This window comes from Xanthomonas sp. fls2-241-TYG-148, assembly GCF_030208815.1.
GTDB lineage: Bacteria > Pseudomonadota > Gammaproteobacteria > Xanthomonadales > Xanthomonadaceae > Xanthomonas > Xanthomonas campestris.
The window spans coordinates 164,430-181,300 of record NZ_JARVTE010000012.1 but is presented as its reverse complement, the minus strand read 5'-3'; the positions used below and the strand labels follow the sequence as shown (position 1 = coordinate 181,300).

The window sequence follows — 16,871 nt, the reverse complement described above, 5'->3', positions numbered from 1 at the left end:
TGCGGGGCCTCTACGTCTTCAACGCGCTGGATCAGAAGCTCGCGCGCACGCCGACCTTGTACTGGTTGGCGTCGTCGATGAACTGGACTTCGCCGACCAGGCCCCAGGTGGGGGTGAAGTTCACCTGGCCACCGAGGGTGCCGACGAACTCGCCTTCGTCCACGTCGCTGCCATCGATGTAGCCGGCCTTGATCCAGGCTTCGGTCCGCGGCGAGGGCTTGCCACGCAGGCCCAGGTTGGCGAAGCCGAGGTTGCTCGAGTCCGACGAGTCGTCGAGCGAGCGGCCACGCAGGCGCAGGTCGGATTCGACCTTGGTGCGCAGCACGCTGATGTCGGCAGTGAAGTCGACGCGCTCGGTCATTTCCTGGCGGTAACCGATACCCAGGGTGGCCTGCTGCAGGGTGCCTTCGAGCACGAAGCCGCCGCCGAGGTTGAAGTCCTTGTTGGCACGCTCATAGCCGCCGAACACATACACCGGCTGTGCAATCTGCCAGGACCCGCGAACGTAGCCGCCGTCGATGTCGTCGGATTCGCCGTTGACGCCGATCTCGGTGCGGTTCCAGCCACCTTCCACGTAGGAATAGCTCAGGCCTTCGGCCGAGGCGGCAAACGGTGCGGCTGCCAGCAGGGCGGCCAGAATCAGGTGGTTACGCATGGGGTGTTTCTCTCCGAATTGATGTCCGTGTCTTCGTCCCGTTGCGGGGCGAAAATAGCGACGTCTCCCGCCGCGGCGCGCACTTTAACAAAACCTTCACGATTCTGGCTATGGGGAATTTCCCGACATGACGCAGCGTCCTGCCAGGCATGTCTTGGCAGTCAGCTATCGCCGGAAGCCGCCCTGTAGAATTGACGCGCCGGTTCGCCGGTACTTACGAACGTCTTCAGGGCGGGGTGCGATTCCCCACCGGCGGTATGCATGCGCAAGCGTGTGAGCCCGCGAGCGCTTCGCTGCCGATCTCTCGCTGAGAGCACGGCGGTGAAGGTCAGCAGATCCGGTGCGATGCCGGGGCCGACGGTATAGTCCGGATGAAAGAAGACGGCCAACGCGCAGCCCTTGCGGCTGCGCGCGCGCCTGTTTGCCTTGCGGCGTTTTTCGCTCAACTTTTTTGCGAGAAACGGCTATGTCCACCATGCGTCATCCAGCGTGCTACCGCACGCCAGTCCAGCGCTCTACGCGCGCCTTGCGGCCATTGCCCACAGGAGCGTGCTGATGTTCACCGGCATTATTGAAGGCGTAGGCCGCCTGGCCGCGCGCCAGCCGCAGGGCGGCGACGTACGTTTTACCTTCGCCACCGGCAGCCTGCCGTTCGAGGCGGTGCAGCTCGGCGAAAGCATCGCGGTCAACGGCGTCTGCCTGACCGTGATCGCGTTCGATGCGGCCAGTTTCCAGGCCGATGCGTCCACCGAAACCCTGTCGCTGACCACGCTGGGCAGCTTGCAGGAAGGCGCGGTGTTGAACCTGGAACGCGCGATGCGGCCCACCGATCGGCTGGGTGGCCACCTGGTCAGCGGGCATGTGGATGGCCTGGGCCAGGTGCAATCGGTGCATGGCGATGCACGCGCGCAGCGTTGGCGCTTTGCGGCGCCGCCGCAGGTGCTGCGGTATGTCGCCAAAAAGGGCTCGATCTGCGTCGACGGCGTCAGCCTCACCGTCAATGAGGTGGACGATGCCGGGTTCGAGGTCGCGTTGATTCCGCATACCGTGGCCAATACCGCGTTTTCCGAAACGGCGGTGGGCGCGGCGGTGAATCTGGAGATCGACCTGGTGGCGCGCTACGTCGAACGCCTGCTTGGCACGCGAGGGGCGGCATGAATTTCGCGCCTGTCCCCGAATTGATCGAAGAGCTGCGCGCCGGCCGCATGGTGGTGATCGTCGATGACGAGGACCGCGAAAACGAAGGCGATCTGATCATGGCGGCCGAGTTGGTCAAGCCGTCGGACATCAACTTCATGGTCACCCACGCACGTGGCCTGGTGTGTCTGTCGCTGACCCGCGAGCGCTGCACGCAGCTCGGTCTGGCACCGATGGTGCGCAACAACACCGCGCAGTTCCATACCAACTTCACCGTCAGCATCGAGGCGGCCGAAGGGGTCACCACCGGGATTTCCGCCTACGACCGCGCGCATACCGTGCGCACCGCGGTGCGGCCGGATGCCAAGCCGCACGATCTCAGCCAGCCGGGGCACATTTTCCCGCTGATTGCGCAGCCGGGTGGCGTGCTGACGCGCGCCGGGCACACCGAGGCGGCCAGCGATCTGCCGATGCTGGCCGGGCTGGAACCGGCCGGTGTACTGGTGGAAGTGCTCAACCCCGACGGCAGCATGGCGCGCCGCCCGCAGCTGGAGGTGTTCGCGCGCGAGCATGGGCTGAAGATGGGCTCGATCGCCGATCTGATCGCCTACCGGCTGGCCAACGAGCACACCGTCGAGCGCGTGGATGAACGTGAGATCGAAACCGAATTCGGGCCATTCCATCTGGTGACCTACCGCGACCGCATCGCGCACGACCTGCATTTCGCGCTGGTGCGTGGCACCCCGGATCCGACCACGCCAACCCTGGTGCGCGTGCAGGTGGAAAACCCGCTGGCCGATCTGCTGCATTGGCAGCGCGATGATTTCGGCGTGGCCGCCACCGATGCGCTGCGCGCGATTGCCGCCGAAGGACAGGGCGTGATGGTGGTGCTGTCGGCCCCGCGCGACAGCGAATCGCTGCTGGCGCGCCTGCGCCAACAGCCGGAGGTGGCCGCCAACGCCAAGGATGTGAGCCAGTGGCGCCGCAACGGTGCCGGCGCGCAGATCCTGGCCGACCTGGGCCTGGGCAAACTGCGCGTGCTGGGTACGCCGCGGCGGCAGGTCGGCCTGGCCGGCTTCGGCCTGGAGGTGGTGGAGTTTCTGGAATGTCATCCGGGCGCCGCCCCGCGCGTGGCCGCCGCGCCCTGAGCCGGCGGCCGCCACGGCCAGGCCTGCGCAGGCGCGCCCGGCCGTGGCGTGCAGACCGGGCGCATTGCCCGGCTGCTGTTAAACTTCCCGCCCCCTCGAGTTGCCGACCCGCATGACCCACTACGAAGGCGATCTTCGCCCCACCACCGCGCGCTTTGTGATCATCGCCAGCCGCTGGAATGCCCGTATCACCGACGCCCTGGTGACCGGTGCGCGTCAGAGCCTTGCCGGCAACGGCATTGGCGAAGACGCCATCGACGTGGTGCGCGTGCCCGGCGCCTGGGAAATCCCGATGGCCGCCAACCGCGTTGCCCAGGGCGGCCAGCATGCGGCGATCATCGCGCTGGGCTGCGTCATCCGTGGCGATACCCGCCATTACGAACACGTTGCCGACCTGTGCGCCGAAGGCCTGATGAGCGTGCAGTTGCAGACCGGCGTGCCGGTGCTCAACGGCGTGCTGGCGGTCGAGCGCGTGGAAGATGCCGAGGCACGTGCCGGCGGCAGCCACGGCAACAAGGGCGAAGAATGCGCCCTGGCCGCACTGGAACTGGTCAATTTGATGGAGCTGTTGCCATGAGCAAGCCCGGTGGACACGCCCGCCACGGACGTCGTGACGGCATCGACCCGGTGCTGCGCTCGCGCGCACGCCGTCGCGCCTTGCAGGCGGTGTATGCCTGGCAGATCGCCGGTGGGTTCGCCAAGCAGGTGATCGCGCAGTTTGCCCACGAGCAAGCGCATGAAGTGGCCGATCTGGCCTACTTCGAAAGCCTGGTGGAAGGCGTGCTCAGCAACCGCAATGAGCTGGATACCGCGCTGACGCCGTATCTGGACCGTGGCGTGGAAGAAGTCGATGCGATCGAGCGCGCCGTGCTGCGCCTGGCCGCCTACGAGCTGTTGTATCGCCAGGACGTGCCGTACCGCGTGGTGATCAACGAAGCGATCGAAACCGCCAAGCGTTTTGGTTCCGAACACGGCCACACCTATGTCAACGGCGTGCTGGACCGCGCAGCCGTGGAGTGGCGCAAGATGGAATCGGGCGCCAGCGGCGCGTGAGGCGCCGCTGGAATGGGGAGTCGGGAATGGGGAATCGTAAGAGCAACGTTTCCGACATCTCCTGACGCGCCTTTGCAATTCCCGATTCCCCTCTCCCGATTCCCGTCCCCATGCCCGAATTCGATCTGATCGCCCGCCTGCGTGCCCGCATTGCTGCGCGGGCCGATGTGCCGTTGGGCATCGGCGACGATGCGGCGCTGCTGCAGCCGCCGGCCGGCGAGCAGTTGGCAATCACCGCCGATACGCTCAATGCCGGCGTGCATTTTCCCTTGGAAACAGACGCCGCCGACCTCGGCTGGAAGACGCTGGCGGTCAATCTCTCCGATCTGGCCGCGATGGGCGCGCAGCCGCGCTGGTGCACCTTGTCGCTGTCGTTGCCGCACGACGATGCCGCGTGGGTGGATGCGTTCGCCGATGGGTTTTTTGCGCTGGCCGATCTGCACGGCATTGCCCTGGTCGGTGGCGACACCACGCGCGGGCCGTTGTCGTGCGCGGTCACCGCGATCGGCAGCCTGCCACCAGGCGCGGCGTTGCGCCGCGATGGCGCACGCGTCGGCGACGACATCTGGGTAACAGGTGCGCTGGGTGAGGCGGCGGCGGCATTGTCGCTGTGGCAGGCCGGCGACCTAGACGTGACGGTGCCGGCCACTGACGCCGTGCAGGAGCAGTGGCGACAGCGCCTGCTGCGCCCGCAGCCACGCGTACAGGCCGGACTGCGACTACGCGGGCTTGCCCATGCCTGCATCGATGTGTCCGATGGTCTGTTGGCCGATCTGGGGCATTTGTGCGAACGCAGCGGCGTGGGCGCGGAACTTGCGCTGGCTGCCTTGCCGCAGATGCCACCCACCGCCGGCGTCACAGCGACGCAGTACAGCGCGTGGCAACTGGGCGGCGGCGACGATTACGAACTGTGCTTCACCGCTGCCGTGCAGCATCGCGATGCGGTGCGGCAGGCACTGGAATTCGCACAAGTGGCCGCCACGCGCATCGGGCGCATCGTCGCCGCGCCCGGCGTGGTGGTCCACGATGCCAGCGGCAACCCATGGCAACCGCCGCAACGTGGCTACCAGCACTTCGTCGGCTGAGTCGGTTGGCGCTGTGTTCTGCGGGTGGGGTAGGCGCAGGGTGAGTCTTACGCGTTCGCTTTGATGGTCCATTCGACTGTAGTGACTTACCATGCGATTGGCACCATCGCGCGTTGCGCAGCGAGCGCGATTTTGGAATGCGCAGTGCAACGGCGCCTTTGAATCGGCAAACGTATTGATCCGACGTATTCGGGCGCAGCTGCGTCAGCCAGTTCTGAAGCAACAATCCAATCGCCCTGCCTGTGCTCGGCTCGTCGCTCGTCCCGACTCCCGACTCCCGACTCCCGATTCCCGATTCCCGATTCCCGATTCCCGATTCCCGATTCCCGATTCCCGATTCCCAACCCTTGAGCCATACCGTACCGTCTGGTACGTTCGCCACGTTCTCCCCCGAACCACGGATGCATGGCAGTTGCCGCTGGGCTATCCCGGCCCGGCCTCGCGTGGGAGAACACGATGGACAAGCGTTGGATGGGCGGTCTTGCCGCCATGGCGTTGTTGCTGTCGTCGGCGTCGGCTCTGGCCGGTGCCTTCAGCAAGACCTACGAACGGATTCCGGGTTGGGACGGCGCGCAGATGGGCGCCCTGGTGCTGGTGCCGCAAGGGCAGGGTAGCGGGCCATTTCCGCTGATCGTGATGCCGGCCAGCTGGTCGCTGCCGAATCTGGAATATCTCGGGCGCGCCACCCAGTTGGCCAGCGATGGCTATGTGGTGGTCAGCTATACCTCGCGCGGGTTCTGGGATTCGTCCGGGCAGATCGACATCGCCGGGCCGGACACCGTGGAAGATGTCAGCGCGGTGATCGACTGGGCGCTGGCGCATACGCCGGCCAATCCCGATGCGATTGGCGCCTCGGGTATTTCCTATGGTGCGGGCATCAGCCTGCTGGCGGCCGAGCGCGACCCGCGCATCAAGGCGGTGGCCGCGCTCAGCGGGTGGGCGGATCTGGAAGCCTCGCTGTACTCAAATCGCACGGTGAGCCAGCAGGGCGTGGGCCTGCTGGTAGGGGCAGGCGCGCTCACCGGCCGGCCGGGGCCGGACTTGGCCAGGATCGGCGCCAGGGTGGCGGCTGGCGATTACGATGGCGCGGTGCAGGGCTTCCTGCCGCAGGCCGCATCGCGTAGCCCCGCGAGCGATGTGGCGGCGCTCAATGCGCGCGGCACCGCGGTGCTGCTGGGCAATGCCTTCAACGACGGCTTGTTTCCGCCCAACCAGACCATCGCGTTCTACAACCAGCTGCGCGGCCCCAAGCAACTGCTGCTCAGCCAGGGCGACCATGCCACCGCCGAATTGCCGGGCGCGCTCGGGCTGCCCAACGCGGTGTACACGGCGACCACGCGCTGGTTCGACCGCCACCTCAAGCAGCTGCGCAATGGCGTGGACGACGAAGCGCCAGTGCGGCTGTCGCCGCGCGCCGGGCAATGGCTGGACTACCCGGACTGGGCGGCGGTGCAACAGGGCGCCACGCGGTTCGGGCTTTCCGCGCCGGGCGGGCTGCTCAGCCCTACGGGCGGCTTGATCAACGGCACTGTCAGCGGCTGGCAGTCGCGCATTGGTACCGACGTGCCGACGCTCGCCGAGTCTGGCGTGGTGCTGGCCAGTGGGCTGTTGCAGGGAATCGGCCTGCCGGTGACCACTTCCATCCCGCTGGTGAACCGGGCCGGTGCGGCGGTGTGGATGGGTGCACCGTCGGGCGGAGTGCGCCGCCTGGCCGGCAGTCCATCGTTGCGGGTCACCGTGGTGCCCAGCCAGACGCAGGTGAGCCTGTTCGCCTATCTGTACCGCATGGATGCACTGGGCGTTGCACAGCTGCTGACCCACGCGCCGTATTCGCTGCGCGGCGCAACGCCCGGCACGCCGGTGACGCTGGAGTGGGCACTGCAGGCCGCCGCAGCAGAGATCCCGGCTGGCCAGCGCCTGGTGTTGGTGGTCGACACGCGCGATGCGCGCTACACCGATGCCAGCGACGGCGGCGGCACGCTGACCTTTACGTCGCCGGTGGCGACGCCATCGGTGTTGAATGTGCCGCTGCGATGAGCTTGTATTTTTGATACTGAAGAGGCTCGGCGGCAGGAGGCTGCCGAGAGCCGTCGGATGGGAGCGTGCTTGGGCGTGTGGGCAGGACTTCAGTGCGAAGTGCAGCTTTGCGTGCGTAAGACGATAAGCCGGCAGATGGCTATCGATTGATCGGTGCTTTGTATTGCGGGGGATTTGTGTCGGAGTGCATGCATGTGCTCGTGACTGATGCTGTCTTCGCGCATGCCGTGTCCTGCTTTTCAGTGTGTGTCTCATCCCTTCGTCTGCGTTGGTTGCACGGCGCGAACTGAGGGGCGTTGTAGGGCCCTTGCCCGCCCACCATCGCGGGACACGCCGCAAGTACCTCCTTGTAGGCTCTTTGGCGGCATCCATGCCGCCAAAGGTCCCGCGACGGTGAGCGGGCAAGGACCGGTCGAGGATGTCGGTGTGCCGGGGTGCAAACAAAAAAGCAGTGCGGTGTGATCCAGACAATGGCTTTTGCAGCATGACTTCTGTTTCGAACGGCGCCGCATCGGTGGCTCGGGGGCACCCTGTAGGTCTAGGTTGGTGGCCAGATGCATGCGTGCGGTGGAGCTGTCCTAAATGATCTTAAGGACATGCTTGGATGTGGAGTTCATCAAGTCGCGGCGGTGGTTGTCTGAGTTCGACGCGTCGCCTGCGCTATCGAATGCGAATCTCGTGTTCCTGATCTGCACGCGAGTGATTGATCAATAAGCGCTGCAGTTCGAACACAACCTGCTTTGCTGTTGTGAGTGCACTGACGGTCTTAGCTCTGCCGTCTCTACACGTCTAGGCACGTTCCAGAACTGCAAGTGCAAAGCACTGACATCAAACAGTAGTCGCGCTAACGCTAACGCCGTTCTATCCATCCACAGCCAACCTGCCGGCGGACTGCCCTGCCCGATTTCGGGCTCCTTGGCGGCATGGATGCCGCCAAGGAGCATCCATGGATGGATTCACGGCGTGTCCCGGAAGCGGTCAGGGCAGGCCGCCCGCGACCAACCCTGCGTGGGCTCGCAGGAACTCCAGCACCTGCCAATAGCGCTGAACCCAAGTGGGCCCGGCTACCGAAACAAGCAAGCCGATTCAGCGCTTTATGCGGAATTTACGCGGCCGCCCCACCAGGTCCATAGCGACTTTACGCAGCACAGGACGAGACTGCGCGCATTGGCGGAGCGGTTCCGCCGTGGACATCCCGATGCACGCTCTTTCCTGTCTGTCCCATCGGCGCTGTGCGCCCGGTGCGGCAGCGCCTTGTCTTGTTGGTTCGTCCCTGCCGCCTGCAACTGCGGGCGGTGTCTCGCTTGCGCCGCGTTGCGCAGCCACGGAGTGAACGACATGCCTGCCTGGTTGTCCCTGCTGTGCGGCGTGGCCGTGTTCGTGGCGGCCGCGTACCTCTTGTACGTGGTGCTGCGGCCCGAAGACTTCTGATGCGAGTGCGCTCCAATGACTGAAACATTGCTTGTCTACGCGCTGGCCATCGTGCTGGCGTGGCCCTTGGGTCGCTATCTGGCGGCGGTGATGCGCGGTGCGCCCATGCGCAGCGACGCCGTGTTCGGCTGGATCGAACGGCCTCTTTACGCAGCGCTTGGTACGCGCCCGCAACAAGGCATGTCGTGGCGCGGCTACGTCGCCGCGTTCCTGCTCAGCAATCTGGTGGTGGGCGTGCTGACCTGGGGCGTGTTCATGACCCAGGCCTGGCTGCCGTTCAATCCCGATGCCATCCCCAACATGCGTTGGGACACCGCGTTGCACACGATGGTGTCGTTCCTCACCAACACCAACCAGCAGCATTACTCCGGCCAGGCGCAGTTGTCGTACCTGGCGCAGATGACCGCCATTGTCGGCCTGCAGGTGGTGACGCCGATGATGGGTCTGGCACTGGCGGTAGCAACCTTGCGCGCGCTGTTTGGCGGGCGGGCGGTTGCGAATGCCAACGACGCTGCGGCAACGGCAAGCGGCCCGCACTCCACCGCGTTGCAGACCGCGACAGCGAGCTTGGCTGCGCACCAGACGCAGCCGTCAACGCCGGCAGGCGCGCCGTTGCCCGATGCAGACGTGGGCAACTACTGGGCCGATGTGATCCGTGCCAGCGTGCGGGTGCTGTTGCCGCTGTGCCTGCTGTGGACGCTGCTGCTGGGCTGGCAGGGTGTGCCGTCGACCTTGCAGGGTGCAGCGACGGCAACGCCGCTGGACAGCAGTGCCGGTATGGCCACGCAGACCATTCCGGTCGGGCCGGTGGCGGCGATGGTGGCGGTCAAGCAACTCGGCACCAATGGCGGTGGCTGGTATGGCCCCAACAGTTCGGTGGCACTGGAAAACCCCACTCCGCTGAGCAATCTGCTGGAAACGCTGGCGCTGGTGTTACTGCCGATGAGCGTGGTGTTCATGGTCGGCTACCTCACCGGGCGCAAGCGGCTGACCGCATTGGTGTTCGGCACCATGCTGCTGATGTCGGTGGCATCCACCGGCTTGCTGCTGTGGTCGGAAGCGCATTCGGCAAGTGCCGCATCGCCCGCGTTGATGGAAGGCAAGGAAGTGCGCATCGGTGCCGACGCCTCGGCGTTGTGGGCCGCGTTGACCACGCAGACGTCCAATGGCTCGGTCAACGCAATGCACGATTCGCTCAGCCCGTTGAGCGGGCTGGTCACGTTGGTGGACATGTTGATCAACGCCATCTGGGGCGGCATCGGCTGCGGGCTGCAGCAGTTCGTGGTGTATCTGTTGTTGAGCGTGTTCCTGGCCGGCCTGATGACCGGACGCACGCCGGAATTGTTCGGCCGCAAGATCGAAGCGCGCGAAGTGCAATTGCTGGCGCTGTTGATCCTGCTGCAGCCGCTGGTGGTGCTGGGCTTCACCGCGGTGGCGTTGTCGGTGCCAGCGTGGACGGCCAATTCCAACCCCGGCTTCCATGGCATCAGCCAGGTGTTCTATGAGTACACCTCGGCATTCGCCAACAACGGTTCCGGTTTCGAAGGCCTGGGCGATGCCACGTATTGGTGGAATTTGAGTTGCGCGGTGGTGCTGGCGCTGGGGCGTTACCCGGCGCTGATCCTGCCGCTGATGGTGGCCGCGCGCATGGCAACCAAACGCTGTGCGCCGGAATCGTCCGGCAGCCTGCAGATCGAAACCCCCACCTTTGCATTGACCCTGATGGCCATCGTGCTGGTGCTCACCGTGCTGCAGTTCATGCCCGCACTGGTGCTGGGCCCCATCGCCGAACACCTCGCCCTGGCGGCGTCCTGAGAGTTCCCGAGCAATGTCTACGATTCCTGTGATTGAAAAGCGTGAGCGCGCCGACGCCAAGTTGTTCGATGGCGCGGTGCTGCTGGCGGCGATGCGCGCGGCATTTTTGAAGTTGACGCCGCGGCATCTGCTGCGCAGCCCGGTGATGGCGGTGGTGATGGGCGGCACCTTGCTGGCAGCGGTGATCACCGCCAGCGGGCATGGCAATGCCGGCTTCGGCTGGGCGGTGACGGCGATCCTGTTCGTCACCGTGTTGTTCGGCAACTTTGCCGAAGCCATCGCCGAGGCACGCGGTCGCGGCCAGGCCGCCTCGCTGCGGCGTGCGCGCAAGGACCTGGTGGCGCGGCGCGTGGAAACCGCATTGGGCGGGCGCGAAACCCGCGTGCCGGCGGCCGAATTGCGCCCGGGCGATTTCGTGCTGGTGTCCGAAGGCGAGTTTGTGCCTGCCGACGGCGAGATCGTGCGCGGCCTGGCCACCATCAACGAAGCGGCGGTCACCGGCGAATCCGCGCCGGTGCTGCGCGAGGCCGGGACCGACCGCAGCGGCGTGATCGGCGGCACGCGCGTGTTGTCCGACGAGATCGTGTTCAAGGTCACCGCCGAGCCGGGGCAGAGTTTTCTCGATCGCATGATTGCGCTGGTGGAAGGCGCCAACCGGCAGAAGACGCCGAACGAAATTGCGCTGACGCTGCTGCTGGCGGCGATGACATTGACCTTCCTGATCGTGGTGGCGTCGCTGCCGGCGATTGCCGGCTTTGTCGGCGTCACGCTGGATCCGTTGCTGCTGATCGCGTTGCTGGTGTGCCTGATTCCCACCACCATCGGCGGGCTGTTGCCGGCGATCGGCATTGCCGGCATGAACCGCGCGCTGTCGGCCAATGTGCTGGCCAAGTCGGGCAAGGCGGTGGAAGTGGCCGGCGACGTGGACGTGCTGCTGCTCGACAAGACCGGCACCATCACCTACGGCGATCGCCAGGCCACCGCCTTTCATCCGCTGGCCGGCATCGACCGTGCACAGCTGCGCGATGCCGCCATGCTGGCCTCGCTCGCCGACCCGACGCCGGAAGGCAAGTCCATCGTCAAGCTGGCGCGTCAGCAAGGCGCAGTGGCAGTGGAGCCGGAAGACGCGCACTTCATTGCATTCACCGCACAAACGCGCATGTCTGGCGTGGACCTGGCCGGGCGCAACATCCGCAAGGGTGCGGGCGATGCGATCGTGGCGTATGTGCAGGCGCAAGGCGCCACGGTGTCGCCGGAGTTGAACGGGCGCATCGAAGAAGTGGCACGCGGCGGCGCCACCCCGCTGGTGGTGGCCGAAGGCCGCCACGTGCTCGGCGTGGTTGAACTCAGCGACGTGGTCAAGCAGGGCATCAAGGAAAAGTTCGCGCAGTTGCGTGCGATGGGCATCAAGACGGTGATGATCACCGGCGACAACCCGCTCACCGCCGCAGCGATTGCCGCCGAAGCCGGCGTGGACGACTACATCGCCCAGGCGCGCCCGGAAGACAAACTCGCGCGCATCCGCGCCGAGCAGGCCGGCGGGCGACTGGTGGCGATGGTAGGTGACGGCACCAACGACGCCCCGGCACTCGCACAGGCCGACGTGGGCCTGGCGATGAATTCCGGCACCCAGGCCGCCAAGGAAGCCGGCAACATGGTCGATCTGGATTCGGATCCGGCCAAGTTGCTGGCGGTGGTCGAAGTGGGCAAGCAGCAGCTGATCACCCGCGGCGCATTGACCACGTTCTCGTTGGCCAACGATGTGTCGAAGTATTTCGCGATCCTGCCCGCATTGTTCGCTGCGGCCATTCCCTCGATGGCCGCGCTCAACGTGATGCACCTGTCCAGCCCGCGGCATGCGGTGCTGGCGGCGCTGATCTTCAATGCGCTGATCATTCCTGCATTGATTCCGCTGGCACTGCGCGGGGTGCGGTTCCGTCCCTCCAGCGCCACGGCGTTGTTGCGCCGGAACATGCTGATCTACGGCCTGGGCGGCGTGTTACTGCCGTTTGCCGCCATCAAACTGATCGATCTGGCGCTGGTCGCCACGCTGGGTGCCTGAGTCATGACCACTTCTTCCAAGAGCACGACCATGTCTAACTCCCTACCATTGCGCGACGACGGCGCGGTGCGCGCGTCCTTCGCCCTCGCGTTGTTCGTGCTGCTCGGGCTGGGCCTGGGCTATTCGCTGGTGGCCACCGGCATCACCGGTGCGTTGATGCCGGACCAGGCGCATGGGTCGCTGCTGCGTGTCGATGGCCGGGTCATCGGCTCGTCGCTGGTGGCGCAGCCGTTTGCCGACGCGCGCTACTTTCAGCCGCGTCCATCGGCCGCCAAGTACGATCCCACCGCTGCGGCCGGCAGCAACCAGGCGCGCTCCAATCCAGAGCTGCTGGCGCGGATTGCCGCCGCACGTGCGGAGATTGCACGGCGCGATGGCATCGCGCCGGATGCAGTTCCCGGCGAGCTGCTCACTCAGTCCGGCAGCGGCCTGGATCCGCACCTGAGCCCGGCCGGTGCGCAGGTGCAACTGCGCCGCGTCGCCGCCGCCCGCGGCTGGCCGGAGCAACGCGTGGCCGCGCTGCTGCAGGCCGCCACCGAGCAGCCGCAGTTCGGCTTGCTTGGGCAGCCGCGAATCAATGTGCTTGCGCTGAATCTGGCGCTTGATCGCGCCGGACATGGAGTGCCGGTAACAGGGAATGGCGTAGAGCAACAGCGCTAGTACACCAAGCCAGGGTAGGCTCTTCGATTCCCGATTCCCGATTCCCGATTCCCGATTCCCGCATGTCTGACGCCCGTACCCAACACGCCGATGCCCTCATCGGCGAACTGCAGCGCGAACACGGCGGTCGGCTGACCGTGTTCCTGGGCGCGGCGCCGGGCGTGGGCAAGACCTACGCCATGCTGTCGCGCGCGCGCGAGCGGCTGCGCCAGGGCGTGGATGTGGTGGCCGGGGTGGTGGAAACGCACGGCCGCAGCGAGACCGCCGCGTTGCTCGATGGCGTGCCGCTGCTGCCGCGTGCGCAGGTGAGCTACCAGGGGCATGCGCTGGAGGAACTGGCGCTGGATGCGCTGCTGGCGCGCAAGCCGCAGCTGGCGTTGATCGACGAACTGGCGCATCGCAACGTGCCCGGCAGCCGCCACGAGCGCCGCTGGCAGGACATCGTGGAGTTGCTGGACACCGGCATCGACGTCTACACCACCGTCAATATCCAGCACCTGGAAAGCCTCAACGACATCGTGCTGCGCATCACCGGCGTGCGCGTGTCCGAAACCGTGCCCGACGCGGTGTTCGACCGCCTGCGCGACATCGTGCTGGTCGACCTGCCACCGCGCGAGCTGATCGAGCGTCTGCAGCAGGGCAAGGTTTATCTGCCCGAGCAAGCCAGCCAGGCGTTGCAGGCGTTCTTTTCGCCTTCCAACCTCACCGCGTTGCGCGAGCTGGCGATGCAGACCGCCGCAGACCGCGTGGACAGCGATCTGCGCGACACCCAGGCCGCGCGTGGTCTGCCGGGCACGGCGGCGTTGCGGCGGCATGTGGTGGTGGCAATCGACGGGCGCGGCAGCTCGGATTATCTGGTGCGGGTGGCGCGGCGGCTGTCGGAGCGCCGCGACGCGCCGTGGACCGTGGTGACGGTGCAGACACGCACCGTGGCCGATGCCGCCTGGCAACTGGAGATCGACCGCGCATTCGCGTTGACGCGCCGGCTCGGCGGCGACACGGCGCTGCTGCATGGCGCCAACGTGGCCGATGCCTTGCTGGATTTCGCCTCGCAAAACGGCGTCTCCACGCTGGTGTTGGGGCGCACCCGCGAGCGCCCGCTGGCGCGCATGTTCAACCGCACGCTGACCCAGCAACTGCTACAGCGCGGCGCGCATTACGAACTGGTCATTGTCAGCTCTGGCGATGCGCGCGCCCGCGCGCGGCAGCGCTGGCGCAACCCGGGGCAGTGGCTGCAGCGTTACGACCTGGCCTATGCCGCCATCGCCGCTGCCGCCGCGGTGGCGGTGGCCTGGGTGATCCAGCGCTGGACCGACATCGATGACCTGTCGATGGTGTTCATCGTTGCGGTGGTGCTGGTGGCCTCGCGCACGCGCATGGCCGCGGCGGTGATCGCCGCGCTGCTGAGTTTTGTCGCCTACAACTTCTTCTTCATCGAACCGCGTTTCACCTTGCACATCAGTGCGCGCCAGGGCGTGGTGACGGTGTGCCTGTTCCTGATCGCCGCCCTGGTGGCCGGGCGCCTGGCCTCACGCCTGCGCAGCCAGGTACTCGCCCTGCGCGCGGCCAATGCGCACGCCAACGCATTGCAGGCGCTGGCCCGCCAGCTCAGCACCGCGGCCGATCTGGGCCAAGTGCTGGAAGCCGGCCGGCGTGCGCTGGCCAGTGCGCTCGATGCAGAGGTCTGGCTGCGGCTGGAACAGCGCGAGAGCGAGGCGCCCACCAGTTTCAGTGCACTGGACCGCAACGCCGCCGACTGGACCCAGCGCCACGGCCAGCCGGCCGGCCGCTTCACCGACACCCTGGCCGGCGCGCAGTGGTGGTGCCTGCCGGTGCGGCATGAGCGCGGCACGCTGGGCGTGGCGGCGTTGCGCTTCCGCCAACAGCTGCAGCGGCCGGGCCTGGAGCAGCGCCGCCTGGCCGAGGCGATGGTGGAAGACATCGGCCAGGCCGCACTGCGCACGCGCCTGGTTGCCGATCTGGAAGGCGCCCGCGTCAGCGGTGAAACCGAACGGCTGCGCTCGGCGCTGTTGTCATCGGTCTCGCACGATTTGCGCTCGCCGCTGGCCTCGATGATCGGCTCAGCCAGCAGCCTGGCCGAATATGGCGAGGCGATGGACGCCACCGACCGCCGCAGCCTGCTGGAGACCATCCAGCTCGAAGGCGAGCGGCTAGACCGCTATATCCAGAACCTGCTCGACATGACCCGGCTCGGTCATACCGGGCTGACCTTGAAGCGCGACTGGATCGGCGTGGACGAGTTGATCGGCTCGGCCACGCGGCGGCTGCAGCGCTACCAGCCGCAGGTGCGCCTGCAGCTGGACCTGGCGCCGGAGCTGCCGGCGATCTGGGTGCATCCGGCGCTGGTGGAGCAGGCCATCTTCAACGTGCTGGAAAACGCAGCGAAATTCTCGCCGCCAGGCGTGGCGGTGACGGTGCAGGCCCGGCTGCAGAGCGGCGCCTTGCAGATCGAGATCGGCGACCAGGGCCCGGGCATTCCCGAAGACGAGCGCGCGCGTATCTTCGACATGTTCTACAGCGTGGAGCGCGGCGATCGCGGCCGCCACGGCACCGGCCTGGGCCTGACCATCTGCCAGGGCATGATCGGCGCACATGGCGGCAGCGTGGAGGCGCTGGCCGGCCCGCATGGTCACGGCACCACGATCCGCATTACGCTGCCGCTGCTCGTTCCTGCCGCGCCACCTCGCCCCGATGCCGACTGACCCGATTGCCATTCCCCCCGCGCGCGTGCTCATCATCGACGACGAGCCGCAGATCCGCCGGTTTCTCGACATCAGCCTGCGTGCGCAGGGATACCGCGTGCTGCAGGCTGGCACCGCCGAAGAGGGCCTGGCCATGCTGGCCGGGCAGGGCGCCGAGCTGGTGGTGCTGGACATTGGTTTGCCTGATCGCGACGGCCACGAGGTGCTGCGCGAGATTCGCCAGTGGTCCAGCGTGCCGGTGATCATGCTCACCGTGCGCGCCGGCGAAACCGAGAAGGTCGCCGCACTCGACGCCGGCGCCAACGACTACGTCACCAAGCCGTTCGGCGTGCAGGAGCTGATGGCCCGCATCCGCGCGCTGCTGCGTCAGGCAGGCGCCGGCAACACGGTGGAGGAAAGCGTGTTCGACGATGGCCGCCTGCATATCCACCTGGGCCTGCGCGAAGTCACGCTCGATGGCGAAGCAGTGCCGCTTAGCCGCAAGGAATACGCGCTGCTTGCGCTGCTGTTCAAGCACGCAGGCCGCGTGGTGACGCAGCCGCAGTTACTGCGCGAGGTGTGGGGCCCCACCCATGAAGAAGACACGCATTACCTGCGCATCCTGGTCGGCAAGCTGCGCCAGAAGCTGCACGATGATGCGGCGGCGCCGCATTACATCGTCACCGAACCGGGCGTGGGCTTGCGATTTATCGGTGGTGGGCGCTGAGTGTTGCGTTGCGCTGGTCGCGGGGCGCTATCTCATTACGGCTGCGCAGTCGTTTTTGATAGCTGCTCTAAGTGCCCAGCGCTTGCGGATGGCAGGGTTCTGGCGTTGTTCGAAATCAAGCGTGGGCGCGGCTAGGTTTTATCGAGAAAGCGCTCGCGCCCGAGGGCGCTCCTACCTGGGGGCGGGTCGTGTCATGTGACTGCTTTGATGCCGCGCAGACATGAGTACGGAGCTCGATGCGGCTTCTACATAAACAGACGGGCTCATTCGCACGCCATCGGCACTTGGTTGCATCACTCACGCGCTGAGCAACGGGCCACTACCGCGCCGCCCACGCAGCGAACGAAAACGCAGCAGCA

Annotated in this window: 13 protein-coding genes and 1 riboswitch; of the genes, 12 read left to right on the top strand and 1 reads right to left on the bottom strand. The window is 66.5% G+C overall.

Going from position 1 to position 16,871, the window contains the following annotated elements; all coding sequences use genetic code 11:
* Positions 1–31: 31 nt before the first annotated feature.
* Positions 32–655 carry a hypothetical protein gene (locus QRM60_RS13560; protein WP_115555384.1) on the bottom strand — a complete coding sequence of 208 codons (624 nt, stop codon included), beginning with the start codon at positions 653–655 and terminating at the stop codon, positions 32–34.
* A 218-nt stretch (positions 656–873) separates the two neighbouring features.
* A riboswitch (FMN riboswitch) is annotated at positions 874–1,042 on the top strand.
* A 168-nt stretch (positions 1,043–1,210) separates the two neighbouring features.
* Here QRM60_RS13560 and QRM60_RS13555 point away from each other — a divergent pair.
* From QRM60_RS13555 to QRM60_RS13500, 12 genes are all read left to right on the top strand, one after another.
* Positions 1,211–1,813 (top strand): riboflavin synthase, encoded by a 603-nt coding sequence (locus QRM60_RS13555; RefSeq protein WP_011035934.1) that lies wholly within the window; start codon positions 1,211–1,213, stop codon positions 1,811–1,813.
* A complete protein-coding gene (gene ribB / locus QRM60_RS13550; protein ID WP_014506643.1) occupies positions 1,810–2,940 on the top strand; it encodes a 3,4-dihydroxy-2-butanone-4-phosphate synthase in 1,131 nt (376 codons plus the stop codon). The genes QRM60_RS13555 and ribB overlap by 4 nt, the downstream gene beginning before the upstream one ends.
* Positions 2,941–3,052: 112 nt before the next feature.
* The gene (gene ribH, locus QRM60_RS13545) at positions 3,053–3,517 is read left to right on the top strand and encodes a 6,7-dimethyl-8-ribityllumazine synthase (protein ID WP_011035936.1); all 465 of its coding nucleotides are present in this window, start codon (positions 3,053–3,055) and stop codon (positions 3,515–3,517) included.
* Positions 3,514–3,993 (top strand): transcription antitermination factor NusB, encoded by a 480-nt coding sequence (nusB, locus tag QRM60_RS13540; protein ID WP_014506644.1) that lies wholly within the window; start codon positions 3,514–3,516, stop codon positions 3,991–3,993. Before ribH ends, nusB begins: the two co-directional genes overlap by 4 nt.
* Before the next feature lie 110 nt (positions 3,994–4,103).
* Positions 4,104–5,078 (top strand): thiamine-phosphate kinase, encoded by a 975-nt coding sequence (thiL, locus tag QRM60_RS13535; RefSeq protein ID WP_115555386.1) that lies wholly within the window; start codon positions 4,104–4,106, stop codon positions 5,076–5,078.
* 456 nt (positions 5,079–5,534) lie between these two features.
* Entirely contained in the window at positions 5,535–7,115 is a 1,581-nt protein-coding gene (locus QRM60_RS13530) for a CocE/NonD family hydrolase (RefSeq protein ID WP_115555387.1), read from the top strand.
* Between the two features lie 1,338 nt (positions 7,116–8,453).
* Entirely contained in the window at positions 8,454–8,546 is a 93-nt protein-coding gene (locus QRM60_RS13525) for a potassium-transporting ATPase subunit F (protein ID WP_011035940.1), read from the top strand.
* Between the two features lie 15 nt (positions 8,547–8,561).
* Positions 8,562–10,361 carry a potassium-transporting ATPase subunit KdpA gene (gene kdpA / locus QRM60_RS13520; RefSeq protein ID WP_285446380.1) on the top strand — a complete coding sequence of 600 codons (1,800 nt, stop codon included), beginning with the start codon at positions 8,562–8,564 and terminating at the stop codon, positions 10,359–10,361.
* A 13-nt stretch (positions 10,362–10,374) separates the two neighbouring features.
* Positions 10,375–12,423: a potassium-transporting ATPase subunit KdpB gene (gene kdpB, locus QRM60_RS13515; RefSeq protein ID WP_115572496.1), complete on the top strand. Its 2,049-nt coding sequence runs from the start codon at positions 10,375–10,377 to the stop codon at positions 12,421–12,423.
* Between the two features lie 30 nt (positions 12,424–12,453).
* Positions 12,454–13,083, top strand: a complete 630-nt coding sequence (gene kdpC / locus QRM60_RS13510) for a potassium-transporting ATPase subunit KdpC (protein WP_115555389.1) — start codon at positions 12,454–12,456, stop codon at positions 13,081–13,083.
* A 62-nt stretch (positions 13,084–13,145) separates the two neighbouring features.
* A complete protein-coding gene (locus QRM60_RS13505; protein WP_115555390.1) occupies positions 13,146–15,806 on the top strand; it encodes a sensor histidine kinase KdpD in 2,661 nt (886 codons plus the stop codon).
* Positions 15,796–16,512: a response regulator transcription factor gene (locus tag QRM60_RS13500; protein WP_115555391.1), complete on the top strand. Its 717-nt coding sequence runs from the start codon at positions 15,796–15,798 to the stop codon at positions 16,510–16,512. The genes QRM60_RS13505 and QRM60_RS13500 overlap by 11 nt, the downstream gene beginning before the upstream one ends.
* Positions 16,513–16,871 lie beyond the last annotated feature (359 nt).

Excerpts from the sequence above, each read along its gene's own strand:
- QRM60_RS13560 (WP_115555384.1), bottom strand. The coding sequence starts at position 655 with ATGCGTAACCACCTGATTCTGGCCGCCCTGCTGGCAGCCGCACCGTTT.
- QRM60_RS13505 (WP_115555390.1), top strand. The coding sequence starts at position 13,146 with ATGTCTGACGCCCGTACCCAACACGCCGATGCCCTCATCGGCGAACTG.
- kdpA (WP_285446380.1), top strand. The coding sequence starts at position 8,562 with ATGACTGAAACATTGCTTGTCTACGCGCTGGCCATCGTGCTGGCGTGG.
- QRM60_RS13530 (WP_115555387.1), top strand. The coding sequence starts at position 5,535 with ATGGACAAGCGTTGGATGGGCGGTCTTGCCGCCATGGCGTTGTTGCTG.
- QRM60_RS13555 (WP_011035934.1), top strand. The coding sequence starts at position 1,211 with ATGTTCACCGGCATTATTGAAGGCGTAGGCCGCCTGGCCGCGCGCCAG.
- thiL (WP_115555386.1), top strand. The coding sequence starts at position 4,104 with ATGCCCGAATTCGATCTGATCGCCCGCCTGCGTGCCCGCATTGCTGCG.
- kdpB (WP_115572496.1), top strand. The coding sequence starts at position 10,375 with ATGTCTACGATTCCTGTGATTGAAAAGCGTGAGCGCGCCGACGCCAAG.
- QRM60_RS13525 (WP_011035940.1), top strand. The coding sequence starts at position 8,454 with ATGCCTGCCTGGTTGTCCCTGCTGTGCGGCGTGGCCGTGTTCGTGGCG.
- ribB (WP_014506643.1), top strand. The coding sequence starts at position 1,810 with ATGAATTTCGCGCCTGTCCCCGAATTGATCGAAGAGCTGCGCGCCGGC.
- nusB (WP_014506644.1), top strand. The coding sequence starts at position 3,514 with ATGAGCAAGCCCGGTGGACACGCCCGCCACGGACGTCGTGACGGCATC.
- ribH (WP_011035936.1), top strand. The coding sequence starts at position 3,053 with ATGACCCACTACGAAGGCGATCTTCGCCCCACCACCGCGCGCTTTGTG.
- QRM60_RS13500 (WP_115555391.1), top strand. The coding sequence starts at position 15,796 with ATGCCGACTGACCCGATTGCCATTCCCCCCGCGCGCGTGCTCATCATC.
- kdpC (WP_115555389.1), top strand. The coding sequence starts at position 12,454 with ATGTCTAACTCCCTACCATTGCGCGACGACGGCGCGGTGCGCGCGTCC.